The 19,117-nt window shown below is 39.2% G+C and carries 16 protein-coding genes and 1 pseudogene; 15 read left to right on the top strand and 2 right to left on the bottom strand.

What is annotated here, in order from left to right; translation table 11 throughout:
• Positions 1 to 186: 186 nt before the first annotated feature.
• Positions 187 to 927, bottom strand: coding sequence for an IclR family transcriptional regulator (locus Q8G36_RS17045; protein WP_305161094.1), 741 nt, complete (start codon positions 925 to 927; stop codon positions 187 to 189).
• A gap of 175 nt (positions 928 to 1,102) precedes the next feature.
• On the opposite strand from Q8G36_RS17045, the gene Q8G36_RS17050 reads away from it, so the two are divergent.
• The 12 genes and pseudogenes from Q8G36_RS17050 (at position 1,103) to Q8G36_RS17100 (ending at position 13,969) form a co-directional block, all read left to right on the top strand.
• Positions 1,103 to 1,966 (top strand): dimethylarginine dimethylaminohydrolase family protein, encoded by an 864-nt coding sequence (locus tag Q8G36_RS17050; RefSeq protein ID WP_305161178.1) that lies wholly within the window; start codon positions 1,103 to 1,105, stop codon positions 1,964 to 1,966.
• A gap of 2 nt (positions 1,967 to 1,968) precedes the next feature.
• Positions 1,969 to 2,056: pseudogene (locus tag Q8G36_RS29325) on the top strand (N(G),N(G)-dimethylarginine dimethylaminohydrolase); the annotation flags it as partial.
• A gap of 76 nt (positions 2,057 to 2,132) precedes the next feature.
• Entirely contained in the window at positions 2,133 to 3,749 is a 1,617-nt protein-coding gene (locus Q8G36_RS17055; protein WP_305161095.1) for a M20/M25/M40 family metallo-hydrolase, read from the top strand.
• Positions 3,750 to 3,930: 181 nt separating this feature from the next.
• Entirely contained in the window at positions 3,931 to 5,274 is a 1,344-nt protein-coding gene (locus Q8G36_RS17060; RefSeq protein WP_370694080.1) for a YfcC family protein, read from the top strand.
• Between the two features lie 51 nt (positions 5,275 to 5,325).
• Positions 5,326 to 6,513, top strand: a complete 1,188-nt coding sequence (locus tag Q8G36_RS17065; RefSeq protein ID WP_336622972.1) for an amidohydrolase — start codon at positions 5,326 to 5,328, stop codon at positions 6,511 to 6,513.
• 176 nt (positions 6,514 to 6,689) lie between these two features.
• Positions 6,690 to 7,451 (top strand): dimethylarginine dimethylaminohydrolase family protein, encoded by a 762-nt coding sequence (locus Q8G36_RS17070; protein ID WP_305161098.1) that lies wholly within the window; start codon positions 6,690 to 6,692, stop codon positions 7,449 to 7,451.
• Positions 7,452 to 7,502: 51 nt separating this feature from the next.
• Positions 7,503 to 8,918: an amino acid permease gene (locus Q8G36_RS17075; RefSeq protein ID WP_305161099.1), complete on the top strand. Its 1,416-nt coding sequence runs from the start codon at positions 7,503 to 7,505 to the stop codon at positions 8,916 to 8,918.
• 436 nt (positions 8,919 to 9,354) lie between these two features.
• Positions 9,355 to 9,897, top strand: a complete 543-nt coding sequence (locus tag Q8G36_RS17080; RefSeq protein ID WP_305161100.1) for an SRPBCC family protein — start codon at positions 9,355 to 9,357, stop codon at positions 9,895 to 9,897.
• 151 nt (positions 9,898 to 10,048) lie between these two features.
• Positions 10,049 to 10,387: a VOC family protein gene (locus Q8G36_RS17085; RefSeq protein ID WP_305161101.1), complete on the top strand. Its 339-nt coding sequence runs from the start codon at positions 10,049 to 10,051 to the stop codon at positions 10,385 to 10,387.
• A 185-nt stretch (positions 10,388 to 10,572) separates the two neighbouring features.
• The gene (locus Q8G36_RS17090) at positions 10,573 to 11,664 is read left to right on the top strand and encodes a hypothetical protein (protein WP_305161102.1); all 1,092 of its coding nucleotides are present in this window, start codon (positions 10,573 to 10,575) and stop codon (positions 11,662 to 11,664) included.
• Positions 11,665 to 12,056: 392 nt separating this feature from the next.
• Positions 12,057 to 13,196, top strand: a complete 1,140-nt coding sequence (locus tag Q8G36_RS17095) for a YibE/F family protein (RefSeq protein WP_370694077.1) — start codon at positions 12,057 to 12,059, stop codon at positions 13,194 to 13,196.
• Positions 13,193 to 13,969, top strand: a complete 777-nt coding sequence (locus Q8G36_RS17100) for a YibE/F family protein (protein WP_305161103.1) — start codon at positions 13,193 to 13,195, stop codon at positions 13,967 to 13,969. Before Q8G36_RS17095 ends, Q8G36_RS17100 begins: the two co-directional genes overlap by 4 nt.
• A gap of 372 nt (positions 13,970 to 14,341) precedes the next feature.
• On the opposite strand, the gene Q8G36_RS17105 is transcribed toward Q8G36_RS17100, so the two are convergent.
• The gene (locus Q8G36_RS17105) at positions 14,342 to 16,177 is read right to left on the bottom strand and encodes a sigma-54 interaction domain-containing protein (protein WP_305161104.1); all 1,836 of its coding nucleotides are present in this window, start codon (positions 16,175 to 16,177) and stop codon (positions 14,342 to 14,344) included.
• A gap of 196 nt (positions 16,178 to 16,373) precedes the next feature.
• Here Q8G36_RS17105 and Q8G36_RS17110 point away from each other — a divergent pair, with 196 nt between their 5' ends.
• From Q8G36_RS17110 to Q8G36_RS17120, 3 genes are all read left to right on the top strand, one after another.
• Positions 16,374 to 16,577, top strand: coding sequence for a hypothetical protein (locus Q8G36_RS17110; protein WP_305161105.1), 204 nt, complete (start codon positions 16,374 to 16,376; stop codon positions 16,575 to 16,577).
• Positions 16,578 to 16,662: 85 nt separating this feature from the next.
• Complete coding sequence (locus tag Q8G36_RS17115; RefSeq protein WP_305161106.1) at positions 16,663 to 18,075, top strand: purine-cytosine permease family protein; 1,413 nt, start codon at positions 16,663 to 16,665, stop codon at positions 18,073 to 18,075.
• Positions 18,076 to 18,121: 46 nt separating this feature from the next.
• Positions 18,122 to 19,108 (top strand): heme-dependent oxidative N-demethylase family protein, encoded by a 987-nt coding sequence (locus tag Q8G36_RS17120; protein WP_305161107.1) that lies wholly within the window; start codon positions 18,122 to 18,124, stop codon positions 19,106 to 19,108.
• The last annotated feature ends 9 nt before the right edge of the window (positions 19,109 to 19,117 follow it).

Below are 19,117 nucleotides of genomic sequence, written 5' to 3' on the forward strand. Positions count from 1 at the left end.
CTAAAATGGCTTAACATAGTGGCTCGAAGAGCCCAAATCTCTTAACCTTTGGTCAAAATTTAAAAGGGAATTTCAAAAGGGGTTCGGAATTTTTTAATTCCGAACCCCTTTTGTCTACAAACTGAGAAGATGAAATGATTCATCTTCTTTTTTGGCTTATCCGATAATCCTCCATTGCTCTCTTATTCATGTTCCCCTATACCCCAATTTTGTAGAAACCCGATTACCAGTTTCCATTACATTCTTAATGAGGAAATCAAGTCTTTCATCTGTCAGGTTAAAACTGACAAAACCAATGCTCACCGCCCCGTGAACTTCCCCAAAATGGTTCAATATCGGCACGGCAACAGAACATGTTCCCTCTGTTCTTTCACTGTGACTGATTCCATGCCCCTTCATTTTAGTATCCTGCAATATATCCCAAAAAGCTGCTCTTTCTTGAATTGGCAGAAGAGCATCCACGATTTTTTTCGCTTGATCATATGGCATATAGGCGAGCATTGCTTTATTGGCAGCCCCGATATTCATAGGTACTCGTGAGCCAAGCTGGTCATAAACCCGGATTTGGCTTTTTTCACTGTCGATTCGTTCGATAACGAGTGATTCCATTCCTATTGGCTGGCTTAGATAGACGCTTTCCTCCACTTTGTTCATCAGCCTTTCCAGTTCAGGCCTTATTTGGCTGATATAATCCATTTTGTCATACATACGTAAACCATATTCGAGCCAAATATTCCCCAAACCATATTGTTTGGATTGACCATCCTGTTGGATTAATCCATGCAAGGACATCGCTTTTAACAAACGATGCATGGAGCTGACAGGAAGATCACATTCTTGAGAAAGTTCCGTAATTGACAGCCAGTTTTCCGATGAATTGGAAACCAGCACCTTTATAACGTTCATGGCACGGTCGATCGATTGCATAAACAAACCACCTATCTTTCATTCCAGGTTAAATAAAAAGCTTATTTATTTGAATATTTAAAACATATTGACATTATACCAAAACTAATTTTATAATAAAAGAAAAATTCCTATTAGCGGAAACGTTTTCCACTATGCGGAAAAGGAGGGGGAGGCAGTGACATATTGTTCGTCCATGTACAAACCATTGGAACGTGTTATTGTAAAACATCCGAACGAAGCTTTTATTAGTCAAGAGCATTTAAGCCAAGCATGGCGGAACTTCAACTTTCTGGAAGAACCAGATTTCAATGAAGCACTGACAGAGTATGGTGACTTTATTTCCATTTTGGAGAAATATGTTCCAAACATCGATTATTTGCCAGCATCTTCGGTAGTCGGCATTGACTCCTTATATGCGCATGACCCGGTCAAATTCACGAGCCAAGGGGCCATTATTTTAAAGTCCGGGAAAGAATTGAGGCAGCCTGAAGCTAATGTTTACAAGGAATATTGTATAGAAAAGAACATCCCGATTATTGGGTATTTAACGGGTGATGCGGTCGCGGATGGCGGCGATATCGTTTGGCTTGATGATAAGACCCTAGTTGTCGGACATGGTTATCGTACAAACGCTGAAGCCATTCGGCAATTAAAGGAAATGACCGCACATCTTGTGGATGAATTCATCGTAGTTCAGCTTCCGCATGATCAAGGAGAGGCAGAGTGTCTCCATCTTATGTCCTTCATCAGCATGGTCGACCATGATTTAGCAGTAGTTCATTCCCGCCTTATGCCTGTCTTTTTCAGAAAACTGCTTATTGAACGAGGTATTCAGCTTATCGAAGTGCCGGTTGATGAGTACTTGACCTTAGGCTGTAATGTACTTGCCATTGCTCCGCGGGTTTGCTTGATATCTTCTGGTAACGCTTACACAAAGCAAAAGCTTCTTGATGCCGGTGCAACAGTTCATGAATATAAAGGAACTGAAATCAGTTACAAAGGCACTGGAGGTCCAACTTGTTTAACCTGCCCGGTGGTGCGTACAAATATCTATTGAATGAAGCTGGATATAAAACGATCGAGCTTTGAAATGTCTGAGTTTCAAAAGCGGGAGGGTGGATTGAGCTGTTTGTCACTGCGGTTTTAAATAGCAGAAATTTTCGATACATGCTTCTTCCTAACTATTACTCTTATATTTGATGAAAATCGGAAAGGGGATTTCAATGAGTCAATTATTATGGGGTACTCCAGATACGCTCCGTGCTTTGTTATGTGAACTTGTTAGCTGGGAAAGCCGTACTCTTACAGCGGGGGAACGCATATTTCCTTATAAGGTGCAAGAGAAATTGAGGGAGCTTGAATATTTTAAAAGGAATCCGGAGGACTTATCGCTTCACGAAGCTGATTTAGGGAGGAATTTTGTCAATGCCTTTTATAAACATCCCGATAGCAAGGAGACCGTTGTATTAATTAGCCATTTTGATACGGTTCATACTGAAGAATACGGTGATCTTGAGACTCTTGCATTTAAACCGGAGGAGCTCACTAAAAAACTTCATGACCGGAAAGATGATCTACCGGAAGAAGCGCGCATTGATCTTGAATCAGGAAAGTACTTGTTTGGTAGAGGAACGATGGATATGAAAATGGGGCTTGCCCTTCATATGGCTATCGTCGAAAAGGCAAGCATCGAACAATGGCCGATCAATCTCCTGCTGTTAACGGTTCCTGATGAGGAAGTGAATTCTGCGGGAATGAGGGCTGCAGTTAAAGAACTTGTGACTTTACGTGATAAATATGACCTTTCCTATAAAATGTTTTTTAATAGTGAACCGTCCTTTTCACAGAAACCTGGTGATAATAGACATTATATTTATTCTGGAACTTTGGGGAAAATCATGCCCGCTGCCCTTTTTTATGGGAAAGAAACTCATGTAGGTGAGCCATTAAAGGGTATAACGGCTAACTATATAGCCTCGTTCCTTACGCAGCTCATGGAGTGGAACACTCTTTTTCTGGAAAGTGATCTTGGCGAGGAAACACCTTTACCAGTATCGCTTCAGCAAAAAGATCTGAAACTACAATATTCAACACAGACACCTTATCGGGCAGCCGCGCTTTATAATGTGTTCATTATGAAAAGAACAGCTGCAGAAATAATGGATCTATTCGAGCAGGTTGCAAACGAAGCAGCGATGAAATGCAATGAATCTTATAAAGAGCTTTGTCTGCGTGAACAAATTGAAGGTGTAGGTGAAGTGCAAGTATTGCGCTACGAAAAGTTACTTTCATATGCCGAGGGCAAATTTGGCGGGAGTTTTGTTGCGCAAATAAAGAGTGAAGTTAAAGAAAATATGGATATGGATGAGCGGGAAAAATCAGTGCGGATCGCGGAAAAATTGATGATACAATGTCAGGAGCTTTCACCCGCCATTGTATTGCTGTTCGCACCGCCATATTATCCAGCCGTCAATACGTCCGATGATCCGCTTATCATGGAATCTGTGAAATTAATGAAGGAAACTGCCAGTATGCTTGATGAAGAAGTCAGCCAAATTCATTATTTTAATGGCCTTTGCGATTTAAGCTATGTTCAATATAGTGATGAGTCTGATGGCTGGACGGCTTTTGAAAAAAATACACCAGTCTGGGGTGATACTTACAGCATTCCTTTTGCTGATATGCAGAAACTTCAGGCACCGGTACTTAATGTGGGTCCGTTCGGTAAGGATGCCCACCAGCGTACTGAGCGCCTCCACATCGATAGCGCCTTCGTCCATACGCCCGTTATGCTGGAGAAGTTAATAAAGAGTATGTTCAAGTGTTTGGTTGAGAAGTGATGGAGGGGATTTACCCCTTCCGACAGGAAAACTGGATTAAAAGTATTAAACTTTAACTGGGGGTATTCATATGAATGACCTGCCTAATGGTCAAATCACTTCCGAGCCGCTCAATCAGAATAATAAGCCACTTAACCAACTAACGGAGTTACCGGAAAAAGGGATTAATCCTTTTGTTTTAATGTTTATCGTAATTGTGATAGTGACGGTTTTAACCTATATCTTACCCGCAGGCCAATATGAAAGAATTGAAAAGGATGGCCGAAGTGTAGTCGATCCCACTTCTTTTGAATTCGTTGAATCAACACCAGTGGGATTATTGGAAATGTTCAGCAGTATTCACGCAGGGATGATTGAAGGAGCGTCAATTATCTTGTTCGTCTTTTTGTTTGGCGGAGCACTGGGAATCATGCAGGCAACAGGAGCACTGGATTCTTTCATTAAGTTTGTGGCTGTCCGATTCGGAACAAAAGAGAAATTGCTTATTCCGTTGATGGTATTGATCTTCGCATCATTAGGGACACTGATCGGCTCTGCTGAAGATGCATTAGTTTATATCGCCATCATTGTTCCGATGACGATTGCATTAGGCTTTGATGCACTTACAGGTTTTGCGATCGTCATCCTTGGAACATTGGCGACTGGGTTCATTTCGGGCATTACGAACCCTTTTAATATAGGAGTTGCCCAAAGCATTGCAGAACTGCCCATGTATTCGGGAATGGGATTGAGAATCGCTCTTCTTGCAGTGTTTTATATCGTTACAGTATTGTACATCTATTTCCATGCAATGAAGGTGAAAAGAAACCCTGAACTGGGTGAATATGGGAAGTTCAGGCGTGAAGAGCATGCATATCTTGATAAAAACTTTAGGATGAGTAAAAGACATAGCGCTGCTTTAATTATTTTATTGGTGAATTTCATCCTATTAGTCTATGGAGTTATTAAATTAGGATGGTATATAAGTGAAATTGGCGGCTTGTTTTTATTAAGCGGGATCATAATGGGCCTAATTGGAGGCTTAACTCCATCCAGGATGGCTAATGGTTTTATTTCAGGAGCAGGCGATATGGTTTCCGGGGCATTGATAATAGGAGTTGCGCAGACAATCTTAGTCATCATTACAAGTGGCGGATTGCTGGATACTATTTTATATTATGCTGCAGGATTGGTTGAGCAGCTTCCTCCCGCCATAAATGCAATCGGAATGTTCATTGTCCAATTATTCCTTAACTTCATTGTTCCATCCGGAAGCGGACAAGCAGCATTGACGATGCCGATTATGGCCCCATTAGCGGATTTAATGGGTGTGACAAGACAAACGGCAGTGTTAGCTTTCCAATTAGGGGATGGGATTTCGAATATGATATTTCCGACTTCTGGAGTGCTATTGGCTGGACTGGCAGTGGCAGGCATATCATTTACGAAATGGGTAAAATGGGTGTTTCCATATCTTTTGATTCAGGTTGCCGTAGCGATAATCTTTTTGATCATTGCTCAAAGCATACAGTATGGCCCTTTTTAAAGATCTAAAAAGTCTGAATATTGGCACTAAGTGATCGAGGAGGCATTTATGATGAAGACAATACAGGAGACAGTTGTGGATGAAGTGATTTCATGGAGACGTCATTTTCACGAAAATCCGGAGCTCTCATATCAGGAGCACCAGACTTCTGAATTCATCTATAGGAAATTAAAAACATTTACAGGATTAGAAGTGACGAGACCTACCGAAACGAGCGTTTTAGCGGTTCTAAAAGGAGCTAAAAAATCTGCCCGAAAATCGAAAACCATCACCTTTCGTGCCGATATTGATGCACTCCCGATTGAGGAAGAAGCAGAAATTGATTATAAGTCAAAAAATCCTGGGGTTATGCATGCATGCGGACATGATGCACATGCTGCGATGTTATTAGGTGCTGCTAAAGTTCTCTCTGGGAAAAAAGATGCGATTGATGGAGAAATTAGGTTCATTTTCCAACACGCCGAAGAGGTTCTGCCAGGAGGAGCTCAGGAATTGGTGAAAAAAGGGGTCATGGAAGGAGTGGATTACGCATTTGCACTGCATGTTACTCCTTATGAACGAACAGGAACCATATGTTTACGGGAAGGGGTATTCTGTGCAGCAGCCGATGATTTTGAAATTAAAATTATTGGTCAGGGCGGTCATGCGTCGACTCCGGAATTAACGGTAGATCCGCTAATCATTGGTGCGGAAATTACCACGAATATTCAACATATCGTTTCCAGAAAAATTTCAGCTCTTAGGACACCTGTGATTTCAGTCACTCAGTTCCATTCCGGAAGTGCGCTCAATGTCATACCTGAATATGCAGAAATTGGCGGTACCATTCGTTCCTTAGACTCTGATAGCCGAGTGAAAGCAAGGGAGTATTTAGAGCAAGTCGTTAAGGGGATTTCAGAAGCGCATGGGGCAAAATGTGAAATTACTTGGTATTTAGGGTATCCAGCAGTGGTAAATGATAAAGAGGCTGTTGATATTTCAAGAACGGTCATGGAAGGTATTTTTGAAGAAAATAATATCATCCAGGTTGATGATCCTATGTTTGGAACAGAAGATTTTTCGGCTTTTTCCGAAATCGTTCCATCTTCCATGCAGTTCATAGGTGTCCATAATAAGGAGTTTGGAAAAGCTTACCCTTTACACCATCCTAAATTTAAAATTGATGAGAAGGCTTTAGGGTATGGTGTAAGGTATTTTGTAGGAATAGCGGATAAATTATGCGGTCATCAAAATAATTGAGAAAGCATTGGGCTGGAAGAGATAACCGTTATAGTTTTTGTCTCTTCTCCCTTTCATGACAATATTTCTATGGTTTCCGCTTCTGGAATAATAGAAACTTCATTTAAAGTACGGCAGGTTCAAAATTAATTTCCCACATTTTAAAAAGATAAACTACCTATTTAGGAGGAATATATATGTTTAACCACGCGATTGTAAGAAAGATTGGAAAGAGTTTTGTAAATGGCTTAACAACATCGGATTTAGGAAACCCGGATTATGAAAAAGCGCTTGTGCAACACGAGGCTTATATAGAAGCATTAAAACGCTGCGGTGTGAACGTGACCGTTCTCGAATCGGATGAAAGATACCCTGATTCTACGTTTGTAGAAGATACTGCCGTGTTGACCCCAAAATGTGCGCTTGTAACCAATCCTGGTGCAGATAGCCGGAATGGTGAGATTATCGAAATGAAAGAAGTTTTAAAGGACTTCTATGACACAATCGAATATATTCAATCTCCAGGTATGTTAGATGGCGGAGATGTAATGCAAGTTGAAGATCACTTCTATGTTGGCCTTTCAACCAGAACGAATGAAGCAGGTGCTCTGCAGTTCAAAGATATCATGGGTAAGTATGGTTATGATACGACCATCATTCCCCTTAAGAAATTCTTTCATTTAAAAACGGGTGTCAATTACCTAGGAGACAATAATTTATTAGTGGCCGGGGAATTCATTAATCACGAGGCTTTTTCTAGCTTTAATCAAATAACCGTAAAAGAGGAAGAAGAATATTCGGGTAACTGTGTCAGAATGAACGACTCTGTTATTGTCCCAAAAGGATTTGAGGGTACAAAGAAAAAAATTGAAGATTTGGGATACACAGTGATTGAAGTGGAAATGTCTGAATTTCAAAAACAAGATGGCGGCCTTAGTTGTCTGTCATTGAGGTTCTAAGATGGTTTGGGAGAAGGCATAGGTTAATAGATAAGATAAGGACGTGATTATATGGGGTATGGACTGGAGAATAATGATCAGCTGCAACGCTCAATGAAAAGACGCCATTTATTTATGCTTTCACTTGGCGGCGTAATTGGTACAGGCCTTTTTTTAAATGCAGGCTATACAATCAACCAAGCAGGGGCAGGAGGAGCCCTTATCGGTTATCTAGCCGGCGGTCTTATTTTGTATATGGTCATGGTCTGCCTTGGCGAGCTAGCGGTTCATATGCCGGTAACAGGTTCATTCCAAAAATATGCTGCCGAATATATTGGGCCTTCCGCTGGTTTCTCTCTAGGATGGATGTATTTCGTAGGTTCAGCTGCAACTGCAGGAGTTGAGTTCACGGCAGCAGGAATATTGATGAAACAATGGTTCCCCCATAGTCCTACCTGGATTTGGTGTGCTGTGTTCATAGTACTTTTATTTACATTGAATGCATTAACGACAAGAGGTTTTGCTGAGGCGGAATATTGGTTCGCTGGAATAAAAATCGTTGCAGTGATTTTGTTTATCTTGATTGGAATCGCTGGCATCTTTGGTTTTGTCTCTTTATCTGATCGTCCAACCCCATTCTTTGAGAATTTGGCTCCTTCTGGTCTTTTTCCAGCAGGTGGCATTACAATTATCTTTGTGACAATGATGAATGTAATATTTTCTTATCAAGGCTCAGAACTAATAGGAATAGCGGCTGGGGAAAGTGAAAAACCTGAAGAGAACATCCCTAAAGCCATTCGAAACGTACTATTTAGAATCATTGTTTTTTACATTTCGTCCATTATCATCCTTTCCGCCATATTTCCTTCTTCGGAATTAGGCTTATTGGAAAGTCCTTTTGTGACTCTGATGAAGATAGCGGGGATTCCTTATGCAGCAGGTATCATGAATTTCATTATTTTGACAGCCATTCTTTCTGTGGGGAATTCATGTCTTTATGCATCTACACGCTTGCTTTGGTCGATGGCTCACGATGGAATGGCACCTAAGGTGTTTGGTCTATTGTCCAAAAGGAAAGTGCCATTGAATGCCCTTCTTTTTACGATATGCTTTTCGCTTCTATCGTTATTGACTAGCTTCATTGCTGCTGATACTGTGTTCGTGATTCTAATGTCCATAGCGGGTATTTCCGTCACGATTTCATGGATGGGAATTGCTTTATCGCAATATATGTTTAGAAGGAAATTTATAAAAGCGGGTGGTAAAACGGAAGATTTACAATACATAGTACCATTTTACCCATTTGTCCCGTTGTTTTGTATAGGCTTTTGTTTGCTGATTCTAGTATTCCTTGCCTTTGACCCTACTCAACGAGTTGGACTGTTTTATGGGATAGGATTTTTGGTAGCCTGTATATTATTCTATAAATTTAAATTGGCTAAGAAAGTAGAGTCAAACACTAACTTTGAAAATGAAAAAATATTGTAATCGAGTTAATATTACTGTTAAATATTAAACCCTTATTAAATTGAAGAAATTTGCGACACTCCTGCCGAATAACTGGCTAGCCAAGACCCCGGAGACGCTTGCTTTGATGCGGCTTGGAAGACAGTCGGCGGAAAGGGAGCGGATTTCTTCAATCAACTGGAACTTCTTCTAATTTGTCGACAGTCTGGAGGTACCATCAATTGAAATGGTCTCATCCCGAACCAGGATTAAGACTAGGTTTTCCCTCATGCTCTTACAACTTAATCGATATCGATTGCCCGTTCGTATTAAGGTTAGCCAGTTTTTACTGGTTGACCTTTTTTATCTTGTAGTTGAGGTCACTTGGATAATGATTTACTGAATAGGAAGGAAAATACTGACATTATGACGAAATAGAAGGAATATCTTATTACAAAAATAGGAAGGAGGAATTAACATGTCTGATAACAAAGTGACTAACAACATCACAACGAGCGTAGAGGGGCGGGATCTCGTCATGGAGCGTATATTTGACGGGCCGCGGGACCTTGTTTTTAAAGCGTTTTCGAATTCGGAGCGCTTGGCTAGCTGGTGGGGGCCGAGTGGATGGCAAACGGAAAATCGGGAGTTTAATTTTAAGTCTAACGGCGTATGGCATTATTGCATGCGTTGCACAGATGAAAACCAAGGTGAATTCTATGGCCAAGAATCTTGGGGTAAAGCTGTTTATCAAGAAATAATCGTACCGGAGAAGATTGTATTCACGGATATGTTTGCAGATGAAGAAGGCAACGCAGCCGAAGGTATGCCAGTTAAACTGGTTACGATGACGTTTGTTGAACACGAAGATAAGACAAAACTTATCATGCGTTCTCGATTCGCTTCAGTCGAGGGACTTCGGCAAGTAATGGAAATGGGTGTAGTCCAAGGATGTTCCTCACAATTTTACCGCCTCGACGACCTTCTGAAAAGCTTCAATAGATGGGGTAATAAGGTTTAGGTGCTATTTAACAACTCCGGTCATATGTACTTAACAAATGCGATTCTTACTTAAGCAGGATCGCTCTTTTCTTATGCTGCTAAGGGCAGTGAAGCATGAGGAAAACCGAGAGAGGGAAAAGAAAACAATAATATTAATATTGGGGGAAGTAATGAAGATCAATCACATAAATTTAACAGTTAATGATGTAACAGCTACGCGGGAGTTTTTAGAAAGATACTTTGGATTGTCATGTGCAGGAAGTCGAGGAGATGGGTTTGCTGCCATGAAAGATGATGATGGATCGATCTTGACACTAATGAAAGGAAGCGATGTACAATACCCCAAGACATTTCATGTTGGTTTCATACAAGAAAATGAAGAACAGGTTAACAGGATCAATCAGCGGTTGAAAGATGATGGATTCATGGTAAAACCTCCAAAACATTTACACAGGTATACTTTCTATGTAGAAGCACCTGGAGGATTTAACGTTGAAGTACTGTGTTAAAAAAGTAAATTGGAGTAAAAAACGCAGTTCAGTGAGGTACGGTGAAGTTGATCATAAGTAAATGAGGATTTTTTATTTTAAGTAACGATACATGTATACATTGAATTAAATAGCTGGAAAGTGAACAGTCTGACTGATTTTCGTTGGGCTGTTTTTAATTATAATTAAAAACTAGGAGGGATTAAATGAATAAAAAAATATATGATTTGTTAGAATTAGACGGATTTGAACATAATAAAGACACACAACAATACACCGAGGAAATTTTAAATAGAATGCGTAATGATTTTATTGTTGAATTTCGAAAAAATTACAATTCTGATTTGTTGAGTTCTCTTTCAGTTTCTCCTTTAATAATTGAAATTGAAAATTATTATAATAATGATGTATGTATATTTGCAGCTATATTTTTATCAAAATATGAAAAAAATAATAATAGTAAAATTAATGCTTATCATTTAGAGAATGTTGTAATAAGAATTTGTAGTTGTTGGGAATATCTTTTTATATTAGTTAACGCATATCTTAATTTAGATATGGTGGTAGGAAGAGATTTATTAAATAAAATTATGGAAAGTAGTAAATATGAGGTTAAATTTAAAGAATCTGGTGGAAAAATAGAGCCTGTTTTTCAAGAATACTCAATAGAAATATCAGAAGAAAGAAAAAATAAGTTGAAGAAAAGAATTAAATTATTTAATTTATCGAGTAAATCAAAAAGTAACAGTTTCCATAAAAAAATGAAAAAAACATATTCTAATAATGAAAAGTTTAAACACATATTTGACTTATACTACTCTGAACCGGTAAAAGAGTTCATTAGTATAAGAAATGAATTTGTGCATCGTAGAACATTAGGAGCTAAATTTTCATACGGACCAATAGGAATAGGTTTAACCCAGGGGATTAATAGTAATCCAAATGGTTGGTTTTCTTTTAAAGGCATAGAATTAAAAATAGAAGAAAATATAGTTGCTCTAAGCCATGCAATTAAGCAGTTGAAGGAGATTATTTATAATGGCTATCGTCCTAATTTGAAAATTAATGAGGGAAAAGTATTTTGGGGCTACGAAATTCATTGCGAGAAATGTGAGAAAGAAATAGTATTAGCAGACTTTATAGTTGATTTATATAGTGATATTAGTGAAAAACCAGTTTGTCCAAATTGCTTAGAGAAACAATTAATAATAACAGATAAATTGGAAATGAGCGACTATGACTATCATAATAACTTTAAAAAATATTTAGGATTTCTTAGTGAGTTGAAAGAAATGTAATCTTTTATTATGGTGATTTTAAAATAGATAAATATTCAATCAATCAAGTTGTATCATAAGTATGATCATTTTAAAATAAGTGAATATTAATTGTAGAAATTGGTGGAATTCTATGTCCATTTATGAGTGAATGGGTATTAAGTCAGCGGATTGTTACTGGTAAGATTGTCTTCATGACCGCAAAGTGATCTCTGCTTGTTTTTCCTCAGATGTCACCTCAATTTCTTCTTCCCGTTTTACCGGAGGAGACGTAAAGGACGTTAATCGGACATTGTTCGCAAATTAAATCGATTCATGATAAGATAAAAAAATCAAATACTAGTAAGGCGGGGTGGAGTCAATTCTGGCTCCGCCCTGCTTTTTTTGCCCACCCGATAATTGGAGGTTTTATTTTGAATGTTTTCGTAAATAAATTTAAAAAAATGGGTTACAAGCATGTTTCTTTGTACGCCGTCATAGCACTTTGTTTTGTCGCCTCTTTATTCTTTGTTAATCACAATTATTCATTCTATGAACTTCCAATAGCCAAAGTCATCAAAACAAATCTGGAAAATACAACTGAATTGAATGATATGTATCAAAATGAAGATCGACTATTTACCCAGAGTATAATAGCCGAATTACAAAATGGAGAAGAAAAAGGAAAACTTATTCATTTAAAGAATGAATATTCCTCATCCGGAGCTTATGATCAAGAATATCGAGTGGGAAATGATTTATTTGTTTCGATTGATACAAAGAAAGAAGAAAATTCAGAGTTAACTGGAACCATAAAAGACGTAAAGCGTGATAAATTTGTGTTGATTGTAGCATGGGTTTTTATCTTTACATTACTTATCGTTGGAAAAAAGCAAGGCCTGTTTTCAATTATAAGTTTGGCAGTCAATGCCATATTGTTGTCATATGCATTAGATTTTTATTTGAATTCATCAGACATTGGTTTGGTATTGATATGCAGTATAAGTATCATTCTATTTACGGTCCTTTCCCTTTTACTCGTTAACGGTTTTAATGAAAAAACATATGCAGCTATTATTGCGACACTGTTAGGGACTTTTTTATCGCTGTTCATTACTTATCTTGTTATGTGGGTAACTTCCGAAAATGGCCTTCGATATGAAGAAATGCAATTTATCACTCGTCCTTATAAAATGGTGTTTATGGCCGGGTTATTTATCGGATCTTTAGGAGCCGTAATGGATATAGCCATTACCATGTCTTCTTCGATTTTTGGGTTGTATGAAAAGAATAACCACATATCAGTAAAAGCACTTAAAACTTCAGGATTAGAGATTGGAAAAGACATTATGGGAACCATGACAAATATTTTGTTTTTTGCCTATATAAGTGGCTCCATACCTATGATTATTTTGTATTTGAAAAATGCTTCTGCATTGGGATTTACCCTTTCCATGAATCTTACATTGGAATTGGCCCGTGCCCTAGCTGGTGGTATTGGAATCGTGTTAACTATTCCGATAGGTCTATATGTCTCTATTTTTTTCATTAATCGAAAGAGGGAAAGACAATGAATGTATTAGTGTTGCTAGCGTTTATACTATTAATATTGATGATCTTGATTGGCGGAAAAAAAGGGGCACGTTCATTTTTTGCTTTGTTCCTAAACTTTGGTGTGTTACTTTTTACCATCATTTTTATGACAAATCCAAATAATGATCCGTATATCGTAACATTGATTGCATGTACGGTGATTAGTTATATTAATTTATTTTTTATTAACGAAGTGAACAGTACAACAAAAACAGCATTCATTTCTACTATTATCACGATTGTTATTGTACTCATTTTTATTGTCATTGTGACGGAAAATGCGATGATACAAGGTTTCGGTGAAGAAGAAATAGAAGAGCTTAGCATCTTTTCCCTTTATATTGGAGTGGATTTTGTTAAAATTGGAGCTTCAGTAATTATTATGAGTACTATTGGCGCGATTATCGATACAGCCATGGCCATTTCATCTCCCATGCGAGAAATGTTTCTTCACCATCCATCCATTAGCAAGAAAGATTTATTCACATTTGGATTAAGTATTGGAAGGGATATCTTAGGTACATCTACGAATACACTATTTTTTGCTTTCTTTGGAGGCTATTTGGCACTGCTTATATGGTTTAAAGATTTATCCTATTCTGTTGGAGAAATCGTAAACTCAAAAATATTTAGTGCTGAAATGATCACTATATTTTGTGCTGGAACAGGTGTAGCCCTGATAATTCCTATTACTGCCTTGATTACTGCTTATTTTTTGGTGAAAAATAGAGAAAATAAAGAGAAAGTTATATAGGGTTCATGGCAAAAAGGCTTATGAGCACTCATTTGTATAATAGGAATAAGTCATGGGTTGTTCCGTAAAAGCATTGCAATGAGTATCCATATGCTCTGCCAAATCCTCTTAACAGTTTATATTTAGTGGAAGAACACCATATAATATTGCCAATATAAACGTGGTCAATTTGGGAATACCAGTTGGATCCGAAAAATGGCTGGCGTTAATGCCATTCTAATTCCTACATAACGTTCATGATGTATATGGTAAGATAATAATGAAAAAGCTGACTGCAGAAGCCCGTTCAAAACGGCTCCTGTAATCAGCTTTTCTTTTTTTTACCCTAGTCTCCAGCCGGTCTGATAATGAAAAAATGACTGCATTCTGAAATCAAACATGTATGTTGAGTTGCTTACGGAGACGTTGCATTTCCGAATTGAAATAGGCTTTGCTGTAATCACATCCGACAATAGCTACGATAGTGCCGTCATCATCAATGATTGGCGCAAAGCTTGTTTTCCACTCACCGTACCTGTCTTCGTATATGGGAGTAACACCCGCTTTACCATTAAACGCCTGATAAGCAACATTAACCATTTCCGGAGGACCCATATATTCTTCCCCCGGTTCAATTACAAAGCCTTTGTCTGCAACGAGGTGAATCAGACGTCCATCATCCGTCATGATAAATATAAAGACCCATTCAATTACGCCTTCCTTTTCTTGAATCATGGTAAGTTTTTGTTTTAATTTCTGGGAATAGGAAGTTTGCCGGTTCATATTTTTTTGTAGACTGATAACCTCCTCAGCTGGGATGATGGCTGCGGTTACAACGGCAATGGATCGAAGCCGCTGGTTTATTTGTTCTTCTAAAATGGCCCGTTTATCCACTGGTGAAAAGCTTGCCTCTTCAATTTTATTACGTAATTTTTTATATTTCCTGCTCATCGTCGGCTGGCTGACTTCCAATACCTTTGCCGCTAGTTTTAATGATTTGTATTGTTCCATCGCCATGTTAATCAACTGTTCCTCCACAAGGTCGACTGCTTCCTGCAAAGGCATTAGAAAATCGATGACAGGGAGTGAAGTGGGTTTGTTGGGTCCTTTAAAAGGAAGCACCTCTCTAACCAACGCAACATCCACTTCCGGTATTCCGCTAGTAATCACAAGCCTTTCAACTGTATTTTCAAGTTCGCGCACGTTACCGGGCCATTGATAGATACATAGCAAGTCGATTGCATCCGGTGTGAAAGCTACCTTTCGATTGTACAGTGCATTGTACTTTTGTAAAAAAAACTGAACCAGGTGAGGGATTTCATCTACACGATTCCTAAGCGGCGGAAGATGGATAGGGACGACATGAAGACGATAATATAAGTCTTCTCGGAATTCTCCTTTTTTCACCATTTTTTCGAGCGATTTATTTGTTGCGGCAATCACTTGAATGTCAACAGGGTGTGAGGCCGTGCTTCCAATTGGGGTGACAATGCGCTCCTGAAGGACGCGAAGCAGTTTTACCTGAACATTAAGCGGTAACTCGCCCACTTCATCCAAGAATAAGATACCTTTATGGGCCAGTGTGAATTTTCCCTTGGCGCCGTCTTTCCGAGCGCTGGTAAAAGCCCCTTCTACATAGCCGAACAGTTCGCTTTCTATCAGGTTTTCCGGGATGGCGCCGCAATTGACAGGTATAAATGGACCGTCACTTCTATTACCCATATTATGTATGGCCCTGGCGGCTATTTCCTTTCCTACACCGGATTCCCCCAATAATAGGACCGTTGCGCTGACATCACAAACCATTTGCATTTTATGCAGAACATCAAGCATCGGTTTACTGCGGATCACAAATGGAAAAGATGGCTTCTTCGATTCCAATAATGGCCCCGATTGCCCCCTTGGTGTATCTGGATAAGAGTCTTTAATTTCTTTGTAAGCCCAGACCCATGCTCCGGATTCAATCGGATAGGCCGTCATCAGCAGCTCTGGCCCCTGCCATGAGGACTGCATGAAAGATCTTTTTTCATTTTTGCCCATTATCTCTTGTGCCAAGCTTATAGAAAATAAATCTTGTTCAACATCCTTGATGGAACCACCTACATTAGCGGATTTGACTGTATGGAATAAGGAATTCCCTGTTCCAATCGATTTCAGTATGGTGCCATTTTTATCTGTCACAATAAGCTGATCGTAAATAGACAAGAGTGCAGAGGTGAAGTGATCCATTTATGTCTACCTGCCTTTCATTTAACTTCCTAGATTCAATATGACAGAAGTTTCAAAATTGTTCAATAGTTTCAAAAATGAATATTCTTCCTATTGAAAACCCTATAAGCATGGTGTTTTCTGATTGGCATGGTTATTGCAATAAAGTAAAGAGAAGGGACTAAAAAGCATGATTGCAAAGGAGGGAGAAGCTATTTTGAATAAAGAGAATCAGTTCCAACAGAATATCAATTCTGAAGATCCCTTTATTAAAAATCTATATTCAGATTTGAATGAGCGGATCAATGCGTATGAGCAGGAAGATGCCGTGAAAATTGACAAAATGAAATGGAAGGATGCGACAGGTTCTATTTTTCTCATGATTTTAATCATTGTCTACCTAGTCTATACACTTGTCTAAAGTAGTTTTGTTTAGATCACCCAGAACAATAACAGCCTTATTTCCAAGTGATACAATCATTATTTTATAGTTGGGAGAGAAGCGTGTGAGCAAAGAGAGTTCCTCCATTTCAAAGGATGTGGCCTTTGGCTTTTTACCGGCAAGTAAAAGTGACCGGATTTTTAACCTTCGGGATTTAATATTAGTTCAGGTTGTTATTGGCCTCTCATCTTTTGGGCTGTTAACTGGTGGATACACAGGTACAATGCTTGATGCGAAGCAGTCACTTGCAGCGATTTTATTCGGTAATGCCTTCCCTATGCTGTTGATAGTTCCCATTACCCTTTATTTTGCGCGTTATGGCATAGACACCTTTGTAGGGTTTCGAAGTTCACTTGGGTATCTAGGATCGAATATCTTTTTCTTTGTTTTTCTTATTTTAACTCTCGGCTATATTTCCATTGCGCTTTTTATGTCCGGCCAGGCGTTAGCAGAGGCGGCTAATTGGATGGGCATGCCCGCGATTTTCTCAAGCCAAGCAACGGGAGCGCCGTTTTTCTCGATTTTGCTCTTCATCTGTGCATTCCTTGTAACGGTGAGGGGACCGGTAGCCATTCAAAAATATACCGCAGTAGCTGTTCCGGTTTTTATGGTTCTCATGTTTGGCCTGCTCACAATAGTCTTGTTTGGACAGGGGTTCACGAAAGTTGCTCATATACTTCCTTCTGAGCCATTTGAAACGAGTTCTCGTTCATTCACGACAGCCCTGGAGTTAAACATCGGTCTCGGCTTTTCATGGCTTCCGTACCTTGGCCAATACAGCCGTTTATCTAAAACAGAAGGAGGAGCATTTAAAGCGGGATTCTACAGCTATGGAATCATCGTCTGTATCGCTGCTTTAGTTGGGGCCCTTGCTGCATTAGTCACTGGTTCTCTTAATCCTTCTGACTGGATGTTTTCCATCGCAGGAAGCTGGGGCGGCTTCATTGGCTTGATTTTACTTTCGGTCGGGAATGTCGGTGCAGCCATATTCCTTATGTACTCACAAGCTGTCAGCTTTAAAACTGTATTCCCGAAAAAGTCATGGATGATTGCGATGGGTACAACCGTACCGACTATATTCTTACTTCTAAGCTCAACGTTCTACGATGCCTTTGGTTCATTCATTGCTGTCATTTCTTTTATTATGGCTGTTCTTGGCGGCATTGTCGTTGCAGATTACTTTTTTGTAAAGCGCCAACGCATTTCAATAAGGGATTTGTATGACACGCAAGGCTCTTATACCTATTGGAAAGGCATTAACCCGTCGGCCGTTCTCACGGTGGTTATCGGAACGATCGTTTACTGGGCACTCTATAATCCATTGACTTTTGAAGCAAGTGACTTTTTCCTTTATACAGCTGCTGGAATTCCAACATACTTTGTCGCTTTAGTCATCTACTATGTTTCATCTAAATACATTTTCCGTTTTGAAGTTGACATGGAGCGTCCATTCGTGGAATTAAAGGAAGCTAAATAGAAAAAACTCACTTTAAAGAATCTAGGGAACGAGAGGAGATTGTTCAATGTTTACACAAAGTTTAGATTTCAAAACAACAGATTTAGATACATTCCCATTTCCATTCACTTCAGGTAACTATCGTTATTCAAACGACTTGAAAAAACTCTCAAACGTTAACTGTATTGAAGTTACACCAGAATACAAACTCCAAGTGGAAACGAAGCGTCGTCTCCTTCAAGAACAGCCGCATATAAGGTTTCAATCTTTTTCACACACAATGGAAATGCAATGGGAAGTGTTGGAAATGCTCATCGACATGGCAGCTGATCGCTATCCGGAGCATTTCGAGGTTATTAAAGATGGTGACAACTGGACTTTCAAGAACCACATTTTCGGGGAATCCGATTCATTCGTGTATGGCGATGCCAGCACGCTTCCAAATGAGCCGCTTGATTATATAGGCCGCCATTTCCATAATGATTTTGTTTTAATGGTTCATCGCGATAGTAATTTCTATTTGGAAGTGGGGCAAGTTTCATACGCCGCACTCTTCTCGGCTAACTGGAATAAAGGCATGTCCTTTGATGAAATCCATGCACCTGTTCCATTTGTATCACGGAAAGGTGATGAACTGGCAGATCGCGTTCGTAAGTTTTTATTATCCATCGAGCCAGGAAAGCCATGGACACGCATTAACTGGAACCTGATGGCGGACCGTTGGGATGTCAACTATGAAACGATGGATATATGGGGACCGCAGCGTTCTGAAATAACACCGGAAAATGCAGGTAAACTTGTTCGTTTGCGTGTGGAAGAACAAAAATTTTATCGCATGCCACGAAGCAACGCCATTCTATTCGTATTGAATACTCAGTTCCTGCCTCTGGAGGATTTGACATTGCGTCAGGAGTGGTTTGATCTGACATATAGCGTACTGCAGGATATTCCGGAACCTATGGCTGAATACAAAGGAATTGCCCCGTTTCTTCCGCAATCGGTCGAATATTTGAGGCGTATTGATGAAAAACGAAAAAGCGAAGATAAACAATAAGTAGGAGGA

The sequence above is a fragment of the Peribacillus frigoritolerans genome, from assembly GCF_030676415.1.
GTDB lineage: Bacteria > Bacillota > Bacilli > Bacillales > DSM-1321 > Peribacillus > Peribacillus frigoritolerans_A.

Bases quoted from the DNA above. Each gene is read 5' to 3' on its own strand.
- Q8G36_RS17120 (WP_305161107.1), top strand. From the start codon at position 18,122: ATGTTTACACAAAGTTTAGATTTCAAAACAACAGATTTAGATACATTC.
- Q8G36_RS17065 (WP_336622972.1), top strand. From the start codon at position 5,326: ATGAAGACAATACAGGAGACAGTTGTGGATGAAGTGATTTCATGGAGA.
- Q8G36_RS17060 (WP_370694080.1), top strand. From the start codon at position 3,931: ATGTTTATCGTAATTGTGATAGTGACGGTTTTAACCTATATCTTACCC.
- Q8G36_RS17105 (WP_305161104.1), bottom strand. From the start codon at position 16,177: ATGGATCACTTCACCTCTGCACTCTTGTCTATTTACGATCAGCTTATT.
- Q8G36_RS17080 (WP_305161100.1), top strand. From the start codon at position 9,355: ATGTCTGATAACAAAGTGACTAACAACATCACAACGAGCGTAGAGGGG.
- Q8G36_RS17070 (WP_305161098.1), top strand. From the start codon at position 6,690: ATGTTTAACCACGCGATTGTAAGAAAGATTGGAAAGAGTTTTGTAAAT.
- Q8G36_RS17100 (WP_305161103.1), top strand. From the start codon at position 13,193: ATGAATGTATTAGTGTTGCTAGCGTTTATACTATTAATATTGATGATC.
- Q8G36_RS17050 (WP_305161178.1), top strand. From the start codon at position 1,103: ATGTACAAACCATTGGAACGTGTTATTGTAAAACATCCGAACGAAGCT.
- Q8G36_RS17055 (WP_305161095.1), top strand. From the start codon at position 2,133: ATGAGTCAATTATTATGGGGTACTCCAGATACGCTCCGTGCTTTGTTA.
- Q8G36_RS17045 (WP_305161094.1), bottom strand. From the start codon at position 927: ATGCAATCGATCGACCGTGCCATGAACGTTATAAAGGTGCTGGTTTCC.
- Q8G36_RS17085 (WP_305161101.1), top strand. From the start codon at position 10,049: ATGAAGATCAATCACATAAATTTAACAGTTAATGATGTAACAGCTACG.
- Q8G36_RS17090 (WP_305161102.1), top strand. From the start codon at position 10,573: ATGAATAAAAAAATATATGATTTGTTAGAATTAGACGGATTTGAACAT.
- Q8G36_RS17075 (WP_305161099.1), top strand. From the start codon at position 7,503: ATGGGGTATGGACTGGAGAATAATGATCAGCTGCAACGCTCAATGAAA.